Here is a 16,900-nt window from a genome sequence, read left to right on the forward strand (position 1 = left end):
AAGCGAATCGGGCAATCGGAAACTTATATGGCCGAAAATACCCAAATCGACATCTCCAGGCTGACCTTCGAACGCGCCATCGAGGAGCTCGAAACCATCGTGAAGCGGCTCGAGGACGGCAAGGTGCCGCTCGAGGAATCCGTGACGATCTACGAGCGCGGCGAGGCCCTGAAGCGCCGCTGCGAGGAGTTGCTGCGCCAGGCCGAGGCGCGCGTCGACAAGATCACCACCGATGCCAGCGGCCAGGCCACCGGCACCGCGCCGCTCGACGTCCAGTAAGGGCCGCCTTCAAAGCCGCCTATCTCACGCAGCGGGCACCGGCAATTTTTCATGATCGCACGCCGCCGTCGGCGTTGCTGCTGCTGCTTGATTCAAGGGAAACCGGCACTCTGGAGATCACGGAACCTCCCGCAGAGGGCCCCTCGCCCTCCTAAATCCGTCTAAAAATAGCTTCCGCACGCGAAAAACCTTGCCGAGGAACCGGGCAAGCTTGGAACCCTTCCGCTGGCGCTGGGATTAACCACTCTGGCCCGGGGGTTGCAGGTGCATGCCCGTAATCGGCCCAGCGGGTTGGCTTTGGCCCAAGCTTTGGTGTAAAGCTGCGCCGAGTGTGGCTTTTTGTAAGCCTTGCGTAGGCACTGATTACCGACGACAAGCGCTTCAAACTGCTGATGAATTGGCTGGGATGGACGAAGCCGATCTAAGTGACAGGGATCACAGAGACTGAACCGGAGAGCACTTAAGCTCACCTAAGCTTGAAGACGGGGCTTTGCCCCATGCAGGTGGCTCCGACGGTTTAAGGACTCGCGCTGCGCCGATATTGAGCAAACCCATCGCGCACCGGAACAATCTTCCGGCGCTGACAAATTGGAAATCGCCGTGAACGCATATAGTAAAACGCCGCTTCTCGACACCATCCGGACGCCGGACGACCTGCGCAAGCTCAAGGTCGAGCAGGTTCGCCAGGTCGCCGACGAGCTGCGTCAGGAGACCATCGATGCCGTCTCGGTGACCGGCGGTCACTTCGGCGCAGGCCTCGGCGTGGTCGAGCTCACCACTGCGATCCATTACGTCTTCGACACCCCGCGCGACCGGCTGATCTGGGACGTCGGCCACCAGGCCTATCCGCACAAGATCCTCACCGGCCGGCGCGATCGCATCCGTACCCTGCGCACCGGCGGCGGCCTGTCCGGCTTCACCAAGCGCAGCGAGAGCGATTACGATCCGTTCGGCGCCGCGCATTCCTCGACCTCGATCTCCGCCGGCCTCGGCATGGCCGTCGCGCGCGACCTCTCCGGCCGCAAGAACAACGTTATCGCCGTCATCGGTGACGGCGCGATGTCGGCGGGCATGGCCTACGAGGCCATGAACAATGCGGGGGCGATGAACTCGCGCCTGATCGTCATCCTAAACGACAACGACATGTCGATCGCACCGCCGGTCGGCGCGATGAGCGCCTATCTGTCGCGGCTCTACTCCGGCAAGACCTATCGCACGCTGCGCGATGTGGCCAAGCAGATCAACCAGCGCCTGCCCAAGATCCTCGCCAACCGCGCCAATCGCGTCGAGGAATATTCCCGCGGCTTCATGATGGACGGCGGCACGCTGTTCGAGGAGCTCGGCTTCTATTACGTCGGCCCGATCGACGGCCACAACCTCGACCATCTGCTGCCCGTGCTCAAGAACGTGCGCGACATGGAGACCGGCCCGATCCTGCTCCACGTCGTGACGCAGAAGGGCAAGGGCTACGGCCCGGCGGAAGCCTCCGCCGACAAGTACCACGCGGTGGTCAAGTTCGACGTCGCGACCGGCACCCAGGCCAAGTCCAAGCCGAACGCGCCGGCCTATCAGAACGTGTTCGGCCAGAGCCTCGTCAAGGAAGCGGAGAAGGACGACAAGATCGTCGCCATCACCGCGGCGATGCCCTCCGGCACCGGCGTCGACATCTTCAACAAGGCGTTCCCGGACCGCACCTTCGACGTCGGCATTGCCGAGCAACACGCGGTGACGTTCGCCGCCGGTCTCGCCACCGAAGGCTACAAGCCGTTCTGCGCGATCTACTCGACCTTCCTGCAGCGCGGCTACGACCAGATCGTGCATGACGTCGCGATCCAGAGCCTGCCCGTGCGCTTCGCCATCGACCGCGCCGGCCTCGTCGGCGCCGACGGCGCCACCCATGCCGGCTCGTTCGACAACGCCTATCTCGGCTGTCTGCCGAACATGGTGATCATGGCGGCGGCCGACGAAGCCGAGCTGGTGCACATGGTCGCAACCCAGGTCGCGATCAACGATCGTCCGAGTTCCCTGCGCTATCCGCGCGGCGAAGGCCGCGGCATCGAGATGCCCGAAATCGGCGTTCCGCTCGAGATCGGCAAGGGCCGCATCGTCCGCGAGGGCAGCAAGATCGCCCTGCTCTCCTTCGGCACGCGCCTTGCCGAATGCGAGAAGGCCGCCGACGAGCTCGCGGCCCACGGCCTTTCGACCACGATCGCGGATGCGCGCTTCATGAAGCCGCTGGACACCGAGCTGGTGCTCAAGCTCGCGCGCGACCACGAGATCCTGATCACGATCGAGGAAGGCTCGGTCGGCGGTTTCGGCTCGCATGTCGCGCAATACCTGACCGACCAGGGCGCGCTCGACAGCGGCCTGGTGCGGTTCCGCACCATGGTGCTGCCCGACGTGTTCCAGGACCACGACACCCCGGCGGCGATGTACGGTCGTGCCGGTCTCGACGCCAAGGGCATCGTCGCCAAGGTGTTCGAGGCGCTCGGCAAGGACGTCAAGGCCGAGACGGTCAAGCTCGCCTAACAGCGAGCTTCGACCTTCCGCGAAGCAGCTCTGATGAAAATCTATCTGGCAGGCCCCGACGTGTTCCTGCCAGATGCGGTCGAGATCGGCCGGCAGAAGGTCGCGATCTGTGCCGCGAACGGCCTCACCGGCCTCTATCCCCTCGACAACGAGATCGACCTCGCCGCTCCCGACGCCTCGCGGCAGATCTTCTGCGGCAACGAGGCGATGATGGACGGCGCCGATGCGATCATCGCCAACCTCACGCCGTTCCGCGGCGCCGGCGCCGATCCGGGCACGGTCTACGAGCTCGGCTACATGGCCGGCCGCCGCAAGTTCTGCCTCGCCTATTCCAATGATGGCGCCGCCTATGCCGACCGCCTCAGTCGCTTCATGGACGTGACGTCAGAGGACGGGCGGCTGATCGATGCGCAGGGGCTGACGGTCGAGGATTTCGGCCTCGTCGACAATCTCATGATGATCCACGCGCTGGAGCTGCATGGCTGCCCGCTGGTGACGCCGGCGCAAATGCCGATCGACGTCTGGCACGATCTGGCCGCGTTCGAGGCTTGCGTCCGGATGGCGGCCGCGCGATTGATCGCTACATAAGCGCCTCAGGCGTCTTCGGAGAGATGATGTCCCCTGCCCGCAAGCGCGCGGATGTTCTGCTGGTCGAGCGCGGCCTGTTCGAGAGCCGGGCGCGGGCGCGCGCGGCGATCGAGGCCGGGCTCGTCACGGCCGACGACAAGCGGGTGGCAAAACCGTCGGAGACCATCGCCGAGGACGCCGTGATCCAGGCCGAGCCCGCGCACCCCTACGTCTCCCGCGGCGGCGTCAAGCTCGCCGGCGCGCTGGAGCGCTATCCGATCGAGATCGAGGACCATGTCTGCCTCGACGTCGGCGCGTCCACCGGCGGATTTACCGAGGTGCTGCTGGCGAATGGCGCGAGTCTCGTTTTTGCCGTCGACGTCGGCTCTAGTCAGCTGCATCCCTCGCTGCGCGGTCACTCCAAAATCGTGTCGATGGAAGAGACCGACATCCGCGCCTATGACGGCAAGCGTTTGCCGGCGCGGCCCGATGTCGTCGTGATCGACGTCAGCTTCATCTCGCTCAAGACGGTGCTGCCCGTGGCGCTGTCGCTGGCGGCCGCGCCGATGAGCCTGCTGGCACTGATCAAGCCGCAATTCGAGGCGGACCGGAAGCACAACAAGAAGGGCATCGTCCGCGACGCCGCCGTGCACCGCGAGATCTGCGACGACATCGCCGCCTTTGCGGCCTCGCTCGGCTGCACCGATGTCGAGGTGTTCCCGTCGGCGATCACCGGCGGCGACGGCAACATCGAATTCTTCCTGGGCGCGCGCCGTGGTTGAGCGCGTGAGGATCGATCACGTCGGCCATCGCGGCGACGGCGTCTCGCTCGACGCTGGTGATGCCGTCTATGTGCCCTACACGCTCGGCGGCGAGACCGTCGAGGTCGATCGTGTCGTCGGCAACCATCCTGATCGCCGCAAGCTGCTGGCGGTGGATGTCGCCAGCCCCGAGCGCGTCGCGCCGTTCTGTCCGCATTTCGGCGTCTGTGGCGGCTGCGCGATCCAGCACTGGGCGACTGAACCGTATCACGCCTGGAAGCGCGGCATCGTGGTCGAGACCCTGGCCCAGGCCGGCATCGACTGCGAGGTGGCGCCGCTGGTCGATGCCCACGGTGCGGGACGCAGGCGCATGACGCTGCACGGCCGGTTCGGCACCCATGACATCCTCAAGGTCGGCTTCTCGGCTGCGAGCTCGCACGATGTCATCCCGATCGATCGCTGCCCGATCCTCGATCCCGGGCTCGAGGGCGCGCTCGATGCCGGTTGGGCGCTCGCCGAACTGCTGACGTCCAAAATGCTGGTGACGAAGCCGCTGGACATCCAGGTGACCGCGACCGCCAACGGTCTCGACGTGGACGTGCGCGGCTCCGGCCCGCTGCCAACGCCGCTCGTGACGGCGCTGTCGCGCGTCGCCGAGCAGCATCGCCTGGCACGGCTGACACGGCACGGCGAACTGGTGCTGCAACGCCTGCCACCGACCCTGCAGATGGGCCGCGCCGAGGTGACGCTGCCGCCGGGCTCGTTCCTGCAGGCCACCGTCGCCGGCGAAGAGACGCTTGCGTCGCTGGTCGCGGAGCGCGTCGGCAAGGCCAAGAACGTTCTTGATCTCTTCTGCGGCGTCGGGCCGTTTGCGTTGCGGCTCGCCGAGAAGACCCGCATCAGCGCCCATGACAACGACGTCGGCGCCATTGCAGCGCTCGAAAAAGCAGCACGCACGCCGGGGCTCAAGCCGATCAAGGCCGAGCCGCGCGACCTGTTCCGCCGTCCCCTGGTGGCGCCGGAGCTGCGCGATTTTGACGCTGTCGTGTTCGACCCGCCACGCCAGGGCGCACAGGCGCAGGCCTTGAAGCTCGCCGCGAGCAAGGTGCCGGTGGTGGTCGCGGTCTCCTGCAATGTCGCGACCTTTGCTCGCGATGCGCGGCTGCTGATCGATGGCGGCTACAAGATTGACGTAGTCGTGCCGGTGGATCAGTTCCGCCACACGCCGCATGTCGAGCTCGTTGCGAAGTTCACGCGCTAGTTAGCGCCGAAGGCCACTCAACGCCGGCGACTCGCCGGGCAGCATGTTCGATCTGAGATCGCTATCCATGCGGCCCGAGTCCTGCTGGGTGAAGCCGGCGCCGAACGACAGGCTGAGGTTGGAGGTCGGCTTGAACTCGACACCCGCAAATGCGCCGTAGCCGGGCGAGGCGCTGGAGGTGAGCGGCGCAAGCGAGCTGCCGATGCCGTTGCCGTATTTCAGGGTGTCGAAACCGGCAAAGAACGTGACGGGCATGCCGCCCGCGGTCTTGGTGTTGTAGCCGAATTGCGTGCTGTCGTAGGAGAGCGCGCTGAAATTGCCGCTCAGTCCGGCCGGGCTGAGGCCGCTCCAATTGAGATTGCCATGCTGGCTGCCGACCAAGAAGCCGTTCGCAAAATTGCTGCGGCCGCTTGCGTCGGCGCCATTGAAGCTCGGGAAATTGCCGTAGCTGTCGGCGCTCTGGCCGGCAACGCCGCCGAAGCCGAAAGGTCCGCCGGGGATCCAATATTGCAGGGGTGCGCCTTGCGCATGAGCCGGCGCTTCGCCGAGGCAGAGCAGGGCAAGAAAAACCGCGAGACCGCAAGAGCGTGTAAGCCTGGACATCCAAATAACCGTCGAAAAAGCTTGCGAATTATACCCACCAGACAGCATGAATGCCAGCATAGCGACACCAGTCTTCCCTTGAGTTCCGGGATCACGTTTTCCTGCCAGTTTGAACTTCCCGCATGCCGGATTGACCCACCTAAGGGGGCGCGTCAGCACGGAGGCTGTCATGGAGGTCAATTCCGACAGGTTGAATGCCTTTATGGGCAAGATGGTCACCGAATTCGGGGCAGCGATGAATGCGTCGCTGGTCCTGCTCGGGGACAAGCTCGGTCTCTACCGTACCCTTGCCGCCAAGGGACCGATGAACTCGTCCGAGCTCGCAAGCGCCACCGGGACGGCGGAGCGCTACGTCCGCGAATGGCTCGCGAGCCAGGCGGCATCCGGCTACATCGAATACGATTCCGCTTCGGCAAAATTCTCGATGCTGCCGGAGCAGGCGATGGCGCTTGCCGATGAGGACAGTCCGGTGTTCCTCGGCGCGTTCGGCAATGTCATTGCCTCGGCGTTTCTCGACGAGCCGAAGGTCTCGGACGCATTCAAATCCGGCAAGGGCGTCGGTTGGAACCGGCGCAGCGAGTGCCTGTTCTGCGGCACCGCCCGCTTCTTCCGGACCGGGTACATGCATCATCTGGTGCAGGAATGGCTGCCCGCGCTCGACGGCGTCGTGGACAAGCTGAAGCGCGGCGCCAAGGTCGCCGATGTCGGCTGCGGGCACGGCGTCTCGACACGGCTGATGGCGGAAGCCTTCCCGAACTCCCGCTTCTACGGCTTCGACTATCACGAGGGTTCGATCGAGGCCGCGCGAAAGGCGGCCACCGAAGCCAGATTGGGCGACCGGGTCAGCTTCGCTGTTCATTCCGCCAAGACCTATCCGGCCGAGGGCTATGATCTCGTCTGCTTCTTCGATTGCCTGCATGACATGGGCGATCCCGTCGGCGCCATCGGCCACGTGCGCGAGACCATGGCAAAGGACGGCACCTGCATGCTGGTCGAGCCGTTCGCAGGCGACCGCCTCGAGGACAATCTCAACCCGGTCGGGCGGGTCTATTATGCGGCGTCGACCATGATCTGCACGCCGGCCTCGCTCGACCAGGAGGTGGGCCTCGCACTGGGCGCGCAAGCCGGCGAGGCAAGGCTGCGCAAGGTCGCGCGAGAGGGCGGACTGACGCGCTTCCGCCGCGCAGCTGAAACGCCCTTCAATCTGATTCTGGAGGCGCGGATCTGATCTTCCCCATTCCGGCGCGTGGCTGCGGTATATGGCCATGCCGATGCTGCAGCCACGCGCCGACATCCTTGCCTCGCTCGCGCGGCAACGTAAGCTGGCCGCCGCAAATGATCGGTAATGGCGCTTTGGCGCCCGCGTGCGACGTCTTGCGTCAGATCGACCGGCACTTGAAGGCGCTGACGCGGTCCAGCGAGCAGCAGCCGTGATCTGCTATGCCGTCCTGTCCACCGTGGACGACGTATCCGCCGGCGGATATTTCGTCACGGGCACCATGAATGACTTGTTGCCGACCTGGTAGATGATCTTGCCGTTCTGCCCGTCGTCGGTCGCAATCTGCGCCTGCCCGAACATGATGACGTTCTTGTAGACGGTGCCGGTGCCCTGACGGGTGACGCCATCGGTGGTGACGCTGACCTGCGCTTCGTTGCCGTTGACGCCGAGCACCCTGAAGCTCGCGCTCTTGCCATTGTCACTTGAATAGCCACCCCAGCTTCCCATCAGACGGCTGTCCGAGGCCGGCGGCGCCTGCTTGTCCAGCGTCGCGGTCTGCTTGCCAGCGCCCGCGGAGGATAACAGCACCAAACTCTTGCCGTCTTTGGTGCCGACCGTGATGTTACCGAAGGTGAGAAGCGAACCGGCGACCTCGCCAAAGCCGCGCTCGGTGTGCCCGTTATGGGTGTACTCGACCTGCGCCCGGGCACCGCGGATGTTCACGACCTTGAAGCCGACGGGCTGGTTGTTGCCCGCCCAATTGCCCTTCCAGTCACCGAGCAGGGCGCTCTGGTGATACACCCGCTCGTTGGCGGGCGAAATCTGGCTGGTGCTCGATGAGACGATGGCCATTGGATTGCTCGGCGGATTTGTCTGACAGGCCCGCTTGGTTCGCGCCCCGACAGGAACGTCAGAACAGTATCCGGAAACAATTGGAAGCAGCCGATTAGGGCCACGCAACAGTTAACGCATGGTTAAAATTCCATCGCGGGCAAATAGGGCAAAAGGTCTCGTCCGGGGGCCGCGCTCAGCGACCCCAGCGGTCTGACCAGATCTTCTCGCCGATCATGCAGTTCACACGCGGCTCCCTGTCCTTCTCCGCAACGCGCATCACCGGGCGCTCCGGCATACGGCCTGCAACCTCCATCAAGAGCTTGGTGCGGATGGCTTCCTTGAACTTCTCGCGATCCTTGATCGTGATGACAAAGGAACCGGGGCCGCCGATGACACAATCTTCATAGTAGAAGTCGAGATTGTCGATATCCATGGTCGAATAGGACGGCTCCTTGACCATGATCGGGAGGCCGTTGATCACGATGCCCTTCTCGATCGCCGCGTCGCGCGCAATCGTGACCGGAGTGCCATTGTTGTTGGGACCGTCGCCGGAAATATCGATCACACGGCGCAAGCCCCGATAGGGATCCTCGTCGAACAGCGGCATCGCGAAACTGATCGCGCCGGAGATCGAAGTGCGCGAGGCGCGCCGGATCGGCGTCTTCAGGATTTCGGCGGCGACGGCATCGGCGGTCTCCGGTCCGTCGATCAGGCGCCAGGGAATGATGATCTTCTGGTCGGTCGAGGCGGCCCACTCGAAATACGTCACCGCGATCCGGCCGTTCGGGCCCAGCTTCAGCGCCTGCAGGAATTCCTTCGACTGGATCGCCTGCGCATAGCCTTCGCGCTGGATCGCGAGCTCGTCCATGTCCATGGAGTAGGAGACGTCGACAGCGAGGATCAGCTCGACATCGACCGTCTGCGCGTCCCTGTCGGCTGCTTGCCGTTGCGGCTGAATTTTAGGCGACTCAAATTTGGGTCCTGGTGCCGCGATGCCCGCGACGTCCCCTCCGGCAAACATGCCGGTCACCAGCACAGCCCCGATCGAGAACAGCAAGCGCATCGCAGCCTCCCGTCGTATGACGCGATGGTGACATGCAATCGCCTTGCCGCAAAGTCCGAAGATCGCTTGCGCTTCACATTCCAGTTAGGGATTTGCGCGTTGGGATCTGCGGGTCGGGAATTGCGAAGCATTACGCAAAGCTGCCGCCATGTTGCCGCGCTCGCGCCGCTGACTGCGCGATCGCTGGCACGGGTATGCCGTCATGCGCCATGCGCCCCGGAAGAACGGGCCACTGGACAGAGCACCCTCGCCCATTTGTCCGGCGCCATTTCCATGCTAGGCTGGCGACACAGATGGGGATGGAGTCCCCCGACAACCGCCCGGCGGCCTGTGACCGTAATGGGCTGATGACTCCTGCTTGAGGACGGGCAATTTCTAAGCCTTTGCCTTCGGCGGGAGCATGGACAAACCCGCCGCTGGCGGGTTTTTTGTTGCCTGGACGCGAAGGCCAAGGAGAGGTCAAGCAGAGGTCAAGCAGAGGTCAAGCAGAGGCCGAGGAGAAGTCCTGGACGTGACGACGACAACACCGAATGCTGCACTTGCGGGGCTGCCCAGGGGAATCTGGGTGCTCGGTTTCGTCTCGATGCTGATGGACGTCTCTTCCGAGATGATCCACGCGCTGCTGCCGGTCTATCTCGTCACCGTGCTCGGCGCCTCCACGCTTACCGTTGGCTTCATCGAGGGCATTGCCGAGGCGACCGCCTCGATCACGAAGATCTTCTCCGGCGCGTTGTCCGACTGGCTAGGCCGGCGCAAATTGCTCGCCGCGCTGGGCTACGGACTCGCCGCGCTGACAAAACCGCTATTCCCGCTTGCCCCCAGCGTCGGATGGCTGGTTGCCGCGCGCTTCATCGACCGCGTCGGCAAGGGCATTCGCGGCGCGCCGCGCGATGCGCTGATCGCCGATATCGCACCCATCGGCCTGCGTGGCGCGAGCTTCGGCCTGCGGCAGTCGCTCGACACCATCGGTGCCTTCGTCGGGCCGCTCATGGCGATCGGCCTGATGTGGTGGACGGCGGACAATTTTACGATGGTGTTCTGGGTGGCCGTGCTGCCGGGCTTCCTGTCGTTCGGACTGATCGCGTTCGCGGTGAGCGAGCCGGAGCCGGACCCTGGCCGGGAGCCCTCAAGGAATCCACTGAATACCGCCGCGGTGCGCCAGCTCGGGTCCGTATACTGGCGCGTGGTCGCGGTTGGCGTCGTGTTCACGCTGGCGCGCTTCAGCGAGGCCTTCCTGATCCTGCGCGCGCAGAACATCGGGCTCAATGCGATGTGGGTGCCGGCCGTGCTGGTGCTGATGAACATCGTCTATGCGTTGTCGGCCTATCCGGCCGGCGTGCTCTCGGACCGGATCAACCGCACCGGCCTGCTCGCGCTCGGCCTCGTCTTCCTCGCCGGCGCCGATCTTGCGCTCGCGCTGCTGCCAAACCTTGGGGGCCTCGCCCTCGGCGTCGTGCTGTGGGGACTGCATATGGGGTTGACGCAAGGCCTGCTCTCGGCCCTCGTCGCCGACGCGGCGCCACCGAGCCTGCGCGGCACCGCGTTCGGCTATTTCAACCTGTTCACCGGCCTTGCCTTGCTGGCCGCAAGCGTGATCGCCGGCGCCTTGTGGGATGCCTATGGTCCGGCCGGCACGTTCCTGGCGGGGCTCGGCTTCGCGCTGGTCGCGCTCGTGGGACTATTCGCCGTCGGCGGCGGGCTGGCAACGGAGGAGAAACGATGACGGGGGGCTGTTCGCCGTGCTGAGCGGAGTGCTTGCGATCATGATCGGCAGCATGCTCGGCGGCTGCGCGCGCTATTTCATCTCCGGCGCGATCGCCCGGCGGCTGGGCGAGACGTTTCCGTGGGGCACCGTGACCATCAATGTCACCGGCGCCTTTCTGATCGGCATTTTTGGCGCATTGGCGACCCATCCCGGCTCGGTCTTCGCCGCGCCCGATCCATGGCTGTTCGCGGTCACCGGTTTTCTTGGCTGCTACACCACGGTGTCCTCGTTCAGTCTGCAAACGCTGACGCTGGCGCGCAACGGCGAGGCGATGCACGCGCTCGGGAATGTCGCGGTCTCGGTCGTGCTCTGCCTCGCGGCCGTCAGTTGCGGCTTCCTCCTCGCGGACACTCTGGCAGGCTAGAGGCAGATGAAGTCCCCCTCCTTTGCCGATCGCTGGCGCACCGCGACGCTCTATGCCTGGATTGCCGCCGGCAGCATGGTCGGCGGGCTGGCGCGCTATCTGGTCGGGCTTGCGCTCGACACCGGCCCCGGCTTCCCGGTCGCGACGCTGTTCATCAACGCCACGGGCTCACTGATCATCGGCTTCTACGCGACCCTGACCGGGCCCGACGGCCGCCTGCTGGCCCGGCCCGAGCACCGGCAGTTCGTCATGACCGGGTTCTGCGGCGGCTACACGACCTTTTCGACCTTCAGCCTGGAGACTTTCCGCCTGCTCCACGGCGGCATGAAATATACGGCGCTCGCCTATATCGCGGCATCCGTCATTTGCTGGCTGGTGTCGGTATGGGCAGGCCATATGATAGCCAGCGGCACCAACCGCTTGCGAAGGAGCTAATCATGCAAATCCCCAATCAGGCAGTTTCGCTCCGGATCTTCATTGGCGAGAACGACCATTTCGACGGCAAGCCGCTCTATGAAGCGATCGTGATGACGGCGCGCGAGCGGCATCTGGCCGGCGCCACCGTGCTGCGCGGCCCGATGGGCTTCGGCAAGTCGAGCCGGCTGCACACTTCGAAGATTCTGCGGCTCTCGGAAGACCTGCCGCTGCTGATCGAGATCGTCGACAGCGAGGACAACATCAATGCATTCCTGCCCATCCTGGATGGCATGATGTCGAGCGGCCTGATCACCTTGGAGAAGGTGCAGGTCCTGCAATATGGTGAGAAGGCCGCGCGCTGAGCGCGCCGGCAGGAACCCGAACCCGCCATATCCGGGAGGCGGAATGAACGATACCGTTGCCAAACCGAAAACCAGGACGAAGACCAAGGTCGAGCGGCCGAAGCTTCATAAGGTCATCCTGATCAACGACGACTTCACGCCGCGCGAATTCGTCACGATGATCCTCAAGGCCGAGTTCCGGATGACCGAGGATCAGGCCTACAAGGTGATGATCACCGCCCACAAGCTCGGCGCCTGCGTGGTCGCGGTTTTCACCAAGGACGTCGCCGAGACCAAGGCTACCCGCGCAACGGATGCCGGCCGCACCAAGGGCTATCCGCTGCTGTTCACCACGGAGCCGGAGGAATAGTGGCTCCGGCCCGGCTTTGGTGCTTTGGCGCCCTGTTGCGATTTCAGCGCCGAATCGGCTCTGCCGAATAATGTATCTATTGGCCGTCAACAGGCGCATGGTGAGCCATCACCGGCCCGTCACGGCATCTATCGGTGACTGAGAGAGTCTTTGCGCTCCCGCCCAATGCGGAGCGTCCCATGCAAGACACCACCAAGAGAACCATCCCGCTGAGCAATCGCCTTGCCCAATTGGCAGCCGAGGCTCGCCGTCGCGCAGAGATTGCCCCGCCCGGCGTTCAGCGGGAATCGCTTCTCAAGGCGGCGCGCTTGAGCGAAACAGCCTCGCACATTCATGATTGGCTAAGTTCGCCGGGCCTGAAGGCGCCGCGCTAGTCGCGAATGCATCAGCCTGCCGATGGAGCGAAGCCCAAGGCAGCAGTGCCAGTTTGAGCGCCGGCGCAGCATTCCCGGAAACCAGAACTCAAATATAAGTTGCACGTGGTGAACGATATCTTGTTTTGATTGTTGAGATAGCGTTCCCCGAACGCAGCGGGAGCAGGCAACAGCAAAGCAGCCCCCCGATGATGAAATCTCTTATCGCGTTCGCGATGTTCGCGCTCCTCGGAGTGTCGGTAATGGTGTTGCCCGGCTTCGCTCCGCAAGTGAAAGCGCGCGAAACCGTTGCTTTGGCGAAGGCGGACCGGCTGGCGAGCCATCCGGTGGCCAGGAATTGCCTGGGCCAGGTCTGGCCGGACTTCGAAGCGTCGTGTCTGCGCCGAGGTGAATCCGATGTCAGGGTTCATGAAGCTCGTTTGGTGACGGCGCGCCGCTAAACCAACAATCGCAAAGCGCCGGCCGAGCTTGTCGGATGTCCAGGAAAGTATCGTGCACAGATGTCAACACCTCCAACCTCCCTGCCGAATGTGCTCGTCGTCGAAGACGAGATGATCCTGCGCATGCGCGCGGTCGATATCGTGGAGGATGCAGGCTTCTGCCCTGTGCAGGCCGTCAACGCCGACGAAGCCATCGCAATCCTCGAGTCGCGGTCGGACATCTCGCTTCTGTTCAGCGACATCCAGATGCCCGGGACCATGGACGGCTTGAAGCTGGCCCACGCGGTGCACGATCGCTGGCCTGCCATCAAGATCGTGCTGGTTTCCGGTCAGGTAAAGCCGTCTGAAAACGAAACGCCGGCGGACAGCCGCTTCTTTCGCAAGCCGCTCGCCGTCGACGAAATGATCTCGCAGTTGCAGACGATGATCGGAGCGGGCGCGCTAAAAATCCTTCCGAACACAACGACAGATCCCGGGGAAAACCTTGAGGTTGCTCGATCGCCACAGGAATCGGTTCTGGTAGCGGAGAACGACAATCTGCGCCTGTTGCTGGAACAGGCCGACACCGACGCCAAGGTCCTGCTCGCTCAAGCCGGCATCGAAGCCCACGAACGCGAGGCCGCCGACAAGTTGCAAAAGCTCATCCTCGGAGAGCTGCATCATCGCATCAAGAATACGCTTGCGACGGTGAGCGCAATCGCAGCCCAGAGCTTCCGGGCCGCAATCAATCTCGAGCAAGGCCAAAAAGCCATGGATGGCCGCTTGCTGGCGTTGGGGCGTGCCCACGACCTGTTGATACAGGTCAGCTGGTCAAATGCGAGCCTCACTCACACCCTGAGCGGCGCCACCGATCCTTTTGACAGTCAGGGGGGCCGACGATTCCATTTCAATGGGCCGGACCTCCGGATCACGTCCGGTGCCGTGATAGCGCTGGCGATGACATTCAACGAGCTCTGCACCAACACAACGAAATTCGGCGCGCTGTCCAGTTCCTCCGGCCATGTCGAGATCGCATGGACGGTGGACGAGATCGAGCAAAGGCTGCGCCTGAAGTGGAGCGAAAGCGGCGGCCCCGTGGTGGCGCCGCCGACGCGGCGAAGCTACGGCACCCGGATGATCGAGTCGCTCGGCCAGCAACTGAACGGGCAGGTGCGGCTGGCCTACGAACCGTCCGGATTTGTCTATCAGCTGGATGTACCGCTGAAGTCCGTGATGGCGTCGAACGCCTGAATTCTGCTCACCGGCTTGGCGGCGGCGGACATCCGAGGACGACCTCAGGCCATCAGCACCGGCGTCTCCTCCGTCAGCCCGTACACGCGCTGCGCCTTTGAAAAGCCCGCGATCGGGAATTCGCCGAGTTCGTGCCAGTCGTGGCGGCAGACATTGGCGAACATTTCCGAGGCCACGACGGTCCGCCCCAGGCGACCGGTGATCTTCTCGAGCCTGGCGGCAAGGTTCACGGCGGGACCGATGCAGGTGAAGTCGAGGCGATTGCCGCCACCGATATTGCCGTAGAGGATGTTGCCGACGTGGAGCGCAACGCCGAAGCGGAAGCGCTCGACGACGTCGCCGACAGGGTACGCGAGCGCCTCGACGCTGGCGCGGGATTCGCGCGCCGCCTCCAGCACCCGCGTGCAGACATGCGCGGCATCGCCGACATATTCGTCGATGGGGAATACCGCGAGCAGGCCGTCGCCCATGAATTTCAGCACCTCGCCGCCATGGCCGCGGATCGCGGCGACCTGGCAGTCGAAATAATGGTTGAGGATCTCGACCACGGTCTCGGCCGGCAGCCGGTCCGACAGTGCGGTGAAGCCGCGCAGATCGGAGAGCCAGATCGCAGCCTGCATGGTGTCGTTGTGGCCGCGGCGGATCTGACCGCCAAGGATGCGCGCGCCGGCACGATTGCCGACATAGGTGTCGAGCAGCATCTCGGCGGTGCGGCGCAGGCTGATGATCTCGGTGATGCGCGCGAGCGGTTTGATGATGGCGTGAATCGCCGCGATGTGTTCATCGGTGAATCCGCCTGGATGGCGCGTGGTCCAGCTCGTCGCGTGGACCGAGCCGTCGAGAAACTGCATTGGCGTCGCGACGTAGTCGGTTACGCCTTCGGCACGCATATCGTCGAAAAAAAGGAAATGCTTGCTGCCGGGATCGTCCATGCGTCCGCGCACCTCAAGTCCCTGCTCGAACACGACCCTCAGCGGACTTCTGGCGAATTCCGGCGTCTCCAGGATCTCGAAATCGACCGTGCCGATCTCGACCTCCTCGCCCTCCCGCCAGATGAAGTTGCGACCGAAAATTTCGGGATGCAGCGTGCGGATGAAGATGCCGAACCGCCATAGCGGCAGACCGGCTGCGACCATCCGTTCGCAGGCTTCCGCCGTCATCTCGGCCGGGGTCTTCGACGACCAGGCGCCGTCGATCAGCCAGCTGGTGATGCGTTGGAGCTCGGAACTTTCCATGCGCGCATTTGCGGACGAAGTTGTGGGATCGTCAAGCTGCGCGGTGGGCCAGTGGCGCGATACAAGCGCCTCGCAGAACGCTAGCGCCCGACCTGGCCGCGGTCGCGCAGGAAATGATCCGCCAAAACACAGGCCATCATGGCTTCGCCGACGGGTACGGCGCGGATGCCGACGCAGGGATCGTGGCGGCCCTTGGTCATGATCTCGGTGTCGGCGCCGTTGCGATCGACGGTGAGACGCGGCTGCAGGATCGACGAGGTCGGTTTGACCGCGAAACGCACCACCACCGGCTGCCCTGTGGAGATGCCGCCCAGCACGCCGCCGGCGTGGTTGGAGAGAAAACGCGTGCCGTCATTGCCCGTGCGCATCTCGTCGGCGTTCTCTTCGCCGGTCAATTCCGCCGCGCCAAAGCCGGCGCCGATCTCGACGCCCTTCACCGCGTTGATGGTCATCATCGCGCCCGCCAGATCGGAATCGAGCTTGGCGTAGATCGGCGCGCCAAGGCCAGCCGGCACACCTTCGGCGACGACCTCGATCACCGCGCCGATCGAGGAGCCGCTCTTGCGGATGCCGTCGAGATAGGTCTCGAAGAATGCGGCCTTGTCCTTGTCCGGACAGAAGAACGGATTCTTCGCGATCTCGTCCCAGTCCCACTTCGCGCGGTCGATCTTGTGCGGCCCCATCTGCACCAACGCGCCGCGCACCTTCACATCGGGCAACACCTTTCGCGCGATCGCGCCGGCGGCAACGCGCGTCGCGGTTTCGCGCGCCGACGAGCGGCCGCCGCCGCGATAATCGCGCAGGCCGTACTTTGCTTCATAGGTGAAGTCGGCGTGACCGGGGCGAAACTTGTCCTTGATCTCGGAATAATCCTTGGAGCGCTGGTCGGTGTTCTCGATCAGGAGCCCGATCGGCGTGCCCGTCGTCACCTGCACGCCGGTCTCCGGATGCGCCATCACGCCGGAGAGGATCTTGACCTGGTCCGCCTCCTGACGCTGGGTCGTGAAGCGCGTCTGGCCTGGCCGCCGCCGGTCGAGATCGCCCTGGATATCGGCCTCGACGAGCGGGATCATGGGCGGGCAGCCGTCGACCACGCAGCCGATCGCCACCCCATGGCTCTCGCCGAAGGTCGTGACGCGGAACATGTGGCCGAAGGTGTTGAAGGACATCGCTGCTCGCTGGCTCGGTTCCCGCGTGTGGTAACGCGCGGGGCGCCGGTGGTCAAACCCGCAGCCCCCACGGAGACGG

19 protein-coding genes and 1 riboswitch are annotated in these 16,900 nt (G+C 64.3%); of the genes, 14 read left to right on the top strand and 5 right to left on the bottom strand.

Annotation, left to right across the window (positions count from 1 at the left end):
• Positions 1 to 27: 27 nt before the first annotated feature.
• The 5 genes from ABIB91_RS14025 (at position 28) to ABIB91_RS14045 (ending at position 5,397) form a co-directional block, all read left to right on the top strand.
• Complete coding sequence (locus tag ABIB91_RS14025) at positions 28 to 279, top strand: exodeoxyribonuclease VII small subunit (RefSeq protein ID WP_007594646.1); 252 nt, start codon at positions 28 to 30, stop codon at positions 277 to 279.
• Between the two features lie 600 nt (positions 280 to 879).
• Entirely contained in the window at positions 880 to 2,808 is a 1,929-nt protein-coding gene (gene dxs, locus ABIB91_RS14030) for a 1-deoxy-D-xylulose-5-phosphate synthase (RefSeq protein WP_354161870.1), read from the top strand.
• A 33-nt stretch (positions 2,809 to 2,841) separates the two neighbouring features.
• Complete coding sequence (locus ABIB91_RS14035) at positions 2,842 to 3,396, top strand: nucleoside 2-deoxyribosyltransferase (protein ID WP_354161873.1); 555 nt, start codon at positions 2,842 to 2,844, stop codon at positions 3,394 to 3,396.
• 26 nt (positions 3,397 to 3,422) lie between these two features.
• On the top strand, positions 3,423 to 4,157 hold the full coding sequence (locus tag ABIB91_RS14040) for a TlyA family RNA methyltransferase (protein ID WP_354161876.1): 735 nt from the start codon (positions 3,423 to 3,425) through the stop codon (positions 4,155 to 4,157).
• Entirely contained in the window at positions 4,150 to 5,397 is a 1,248-nt protein-coding gene (locus ABIB91_RS14045; protein ID WP_354161879.1) for a class I SAM-dependent RNA methyltransferase, read from the top strand. The genes ABIB91_RS14040 and ABIB91_RS14045 overlap by 8 nt, the downstream gene beginning before the upstream one ends.
• Here ABIB91_RS14045 and ABIB91_RS14050 read toward each other — a convergent pair whose 3' ends face one another.
• Complete coding sequence (locus ABIB91_RS14050; protein WP_354161882.1) at positions 5,398 to 6,000, bottom strand: hypothetical protein; 603 nt, start codon at positions 5,998 to 6,000, stop codon at positions 5,398 to 5,400.
• 169 nt (positions 6,001 to 6,169) lie between these two features.
• Between ABIB91_RS14050 and ABIB91_RS14055 the strand changes: the two genes are divergently transcribed.
• On the top strand, positions 6,170 to 7,228 hold the full coding sequence (locus ABIB91_RS14055; protein WP_027516562.1) for a class I SAM-dependent methyltransferase: 1,059 nt from the start codon (positions 6,170 to 6,172) through the stop codon (positions 7,226 to 7,228).
• A gap of 210 nt (positions 7,229 to 7,438) precedes the next feature.
• Here the strand turns inward: ABIB91_RS14055 and ABIB91_RS14060 are convergent, their stop codons facing one another.
• Together ABIB91_RS14060 and ABIB91_RS14065 are read right to left on the bottom strand one after the other, a co-directional pair.
• Positions 7,439 to 8,071 (bottom strand): hypothetical protein, encoded by a 633-nt coding sequence (locus tag ABIB91_RS14060; protein WP_007594660.1) that lies wholly within the window; start codon positions 8,069 to 8,071, stop codon positions 7,439 to 7,441.
• A gap of 175 nt (positions 8,072 to 8,246) precedes the next feature.
• Positions 8,247 to 9,116, bottom strand: coding sequence for a DUF1194 domain-containing protein (locus ABIB91_RS14065; RefSeq protein ID WP_007594662.1), 870 nt, complete (start codon positions 9,114 to 9,116; stop codon positions 8,247 to 8,249).
• A gap of 286 nt (positions 9,117 to 9,402) precedes the next feature.
• Positions 9,403 to 9,480, top strand: a riboswitch (Fluoride riboswitch).
• A gap of 147 nt (positions 9,481 to 9,627) precedes the next feature.
• Here ABIB91_RS14065 and ABIB91_RS14070 point away from each other — a divergent pair.
• The 8 genes from ABIB91_RS14070 to ABIB91_RS14105 all read left to right on the top strand — a co-directional run bounded on the left by ABIB91_RS14070 (position 9,628) and on the right by ABIB91_RS14105 (position 14,417).
• Positions 9,628 to 10,839, top strand: coding sequence for an MFS transporter (locus ABIB91_RS14070; protein WP_354161887.1), 1,212 nt, complete (start codon positions 9,628 to 9,630; stop codon positions 10,837 to 10,839).
• Between the two features lie 7 nt (positions 10,840 to 10,846).
• Complete coding sequence (gene crcB / locus ABIB91_RS14075) at positions 10,847 to 11,245, top strand: fluoride efflux transporter CrcB (RefSeq protein WP_219678686.1); 399 nt, start codon at positions 10,847 to 10,849, stop codon at positions 11,243 to 11,245.
• A 6-nt stretch (positions 11,246 to 11,251) separates the two neighbouring features.
• The gene (gene crcB / locus ABIB91_RS14080; RefSeq protein ID WP_219678574.1) at positions 11,252 to 11,680 is read left to right on the top strand and encodes a fluoride efflux transporter CrcB; all 429 of its coding nucleotides are present in this window, start codon (positions 11,252 to 11,254) and stop codon (positions 11,678 to 11,680) included.
• A 2-nt stretch (positions 11,681 to 11,682) separates the two neighbouring features.
• On the top strand, positions 11,683 to 12,024 hold the full coding sequence (locus tag ABIB91_RS14085; RefSeq protein ID WP_007594670.1) for a DUF190 domain-containing protein: 342 nt from the start codon (positions 11,683 to 11,685) through the stop codon (positions 12,022 to 12,024).
• Positions 12,025 to 12,067: 43 nt separating this feature from the next.
• On the top strand, positions 12,068 to 12,373 hold the full coding sequence (gene clpS / locus ABIB91_RS14090) for an ATP-dependent Clp protease adapter ClpS (RefSeq protein WP_007594672.1): 306 nt from the start codon (positions 12,068 to 12,070) through the stop codon (positions 12,371 to 12,373).
• A gap of 179 nt (positions 12,374 to 12,552) precedes the next feature.
• Positions 12,553 to 12,747 (top strand): hypothetical protein, encoded by a 195-nt coding sequence (locus tag ABIB91_RS14095; protein ID WP_219678576.1) that lies wholly within the window; start codon positions 12,553 to 12,555, stop codon positions 12,745 to 12,747.
• A 188-nt stretch (positions 12,748 to 12,935) separates the two neighbouring features.
• Positions 12,936 to 13,187 (top strand): hypothetical protein, encoded by a 252-nt coding sequence (locus ABIB91_RS14100; RefSeq protein WP_219678579.1) that lies wholly within the window; start codon positions 12,936 to 12,938, stop codon positions 13,185 to 13,187.
• Positions 13,188 to 13,247: 60 nt separating this feature from the next.
• The gene (locus ABIB91_RS14105; RefSeq protein ID WP_354161893.1) at positions 13,248 to 14,417 is read left to right on the top strand and encodes a sensor histidine kinase; all 1,170 of its coding nucleotides are present in this window, start codon (positions 13,248 to 13,250) and stop codon (positions 14,415 to 14,417) included.
• 44 nt (positions 14,418 to 14,461) lie between these two features.
• Here ABIB91_RS14105 and ABIB91_RS14110 read toward each other — a convergent pair whose 3' ends face one another.
• On the bottom strand, positions 14,462 to 15,652 hold the full coding sequence (locus ABIB91_RS14110; protein ID WP_354161896.1) for an adenylate/guanylate cyclase domain-containing protein: 1,191 nt from the start codon (positions 15,650 to 15,652) through the stop codon (positions 14,462 to 14,464).
• An 80-nt stretch (positions 15,653 to 15,732) separates the two neighbouring features.
• Positions 15,733 to 16,821 carry a chorismate synthase gene (gene aroC / locus ABIB91_RS14115; RefSeq protein ID WP_354161899.1) on the bottom strand — a complete coding sequence of 363 codons (1,089 nt, stop codon included), beginning with the start codon at positions 16,819 to 16,821 and terminating at the stop codon, positions 15,733 to 15,735.
• Positions 16,822 to 16,900 lie beyond the last annotated feature (79 nt).

Source organism: Bradyrhizobium sp. JR4.3 (assembly GCF_040547695.1).
Lineage (GTDB): Bacteria > Pseudomonadota > Alphaproteobacteria > Rhizobiales > Xanthobacteraceae > Bradyrhizobium > Bradyrhizobium canariense.

Excerpts from the sequence above, each read along its gene's own strand:
- ABIB91_RS14025 (WP_007594646.1), top strand. The coding sequence starts at position 28 with ATGGCCGAAAATACCCAAATCGACATCTCCAGGCTGACCTTCGAACGC.
- ABIB91_RS14035 (WP_354161873.1), top strand. The coding sequence starts at position 2,842 with ATGAAAATCTATCTGGCAGGCCCCGACGTGTTCCTGCCAGATGCGGTC.
- ABIB91_RS14040 (WP_354161876.1), top strand. The coding sequence starts at position 3,423 with ATGTCCCCTGCCCGCAAGCGCGCGGATGTTCTGCTGGTCGAGCGCGGC.
- ABIB91_RS14050 (WP_354161882.1), bottom strand. The coding sequence starts at position 6,000 with ATGTCCAGGCTTACACGCTCTTGCGGTCTCGCGGTTTTTCTTGCCCTG.
- ABIB91_RS14055 (WP_027516562.1), top strand. The coding sequence starts at position 6,170 with ATGGAGGTCAATTCCGACAGGTTGAATGCCTTTATGGGCAAGATGGTC.
- ABIB91_RS14060 (WP_007594660.1), bottom strand. The coding sequence starts at position 8,071 with ATGGCCATCGTCTCATCGAGCACCAGCCAGATTTCGCCCGCCAACGAG.
- ABIB91_RS14065 (WP_007594662.1), bottom strand. The coding sequence starts at position 9,116 with ATGCGCTTGCTGTTCTCGATCGGGGCTGTGCTGGTGACCGGCATGTTT.
- crcB (WP_219678574.1), top strand. The coding sequence starts at position 11,252 with ATGAAGTCCCCCTCCTTTGCCGATCGCTGGCGCACCGCGACGCTCTAT.
- ABIB91_RS14085 (WP_007594670.1), top strand. The coding sequence starts at position 11,683 with ATGCAAATCCCCAATCAGGCAGTTTCGCTCCGGATCTTCATTGGCGAG.
- clpS (WP_007594672.1), top strand. The coding sequence starts at position 12,068 with ATGAACGATACCGTTGCCAAACCGAAAACCAGGACGAAGACCAAGGTC.
- ABIB91_RS14095 (WP_219678576.1), top strand. The coding sequence starts at position 12,553 with ATGCAAGACACCACCAAGAGAACCATCCCGCTGAGCAATCGCCTTGCC.
- ABIB91_RS14100 (WP_219678579.1), top strand. The coding sequence starts at position 12,936 with ATGATGAAATCTCTTATCGCGTTCGCGATGTTCGCGCTCCTCGGAGTG.
- ABIB91_RS14105 (WP_354161893.1), top strand. The coding sequence starts at position 13,248 with ATGTCAACACCTCCAACCTCCCTGCCGAATGTGCTCGTCGTCGAAGAC.
- ABIB91_RS14110 (WP_354161896.1), bottom strand. The coding sequence starts at position 15,652 with ATGGAAAGTTCCGAGCTCCAACGCATCACCAGCTGGCTGATCGACGGC.
- aroC (WP_354161899.1), bottom strand. The coding sequence starts at position 16,821 with ATGTCCTTCAACACCTTCGGCCACATGTTCCGCGTCACGACCTTCGGC.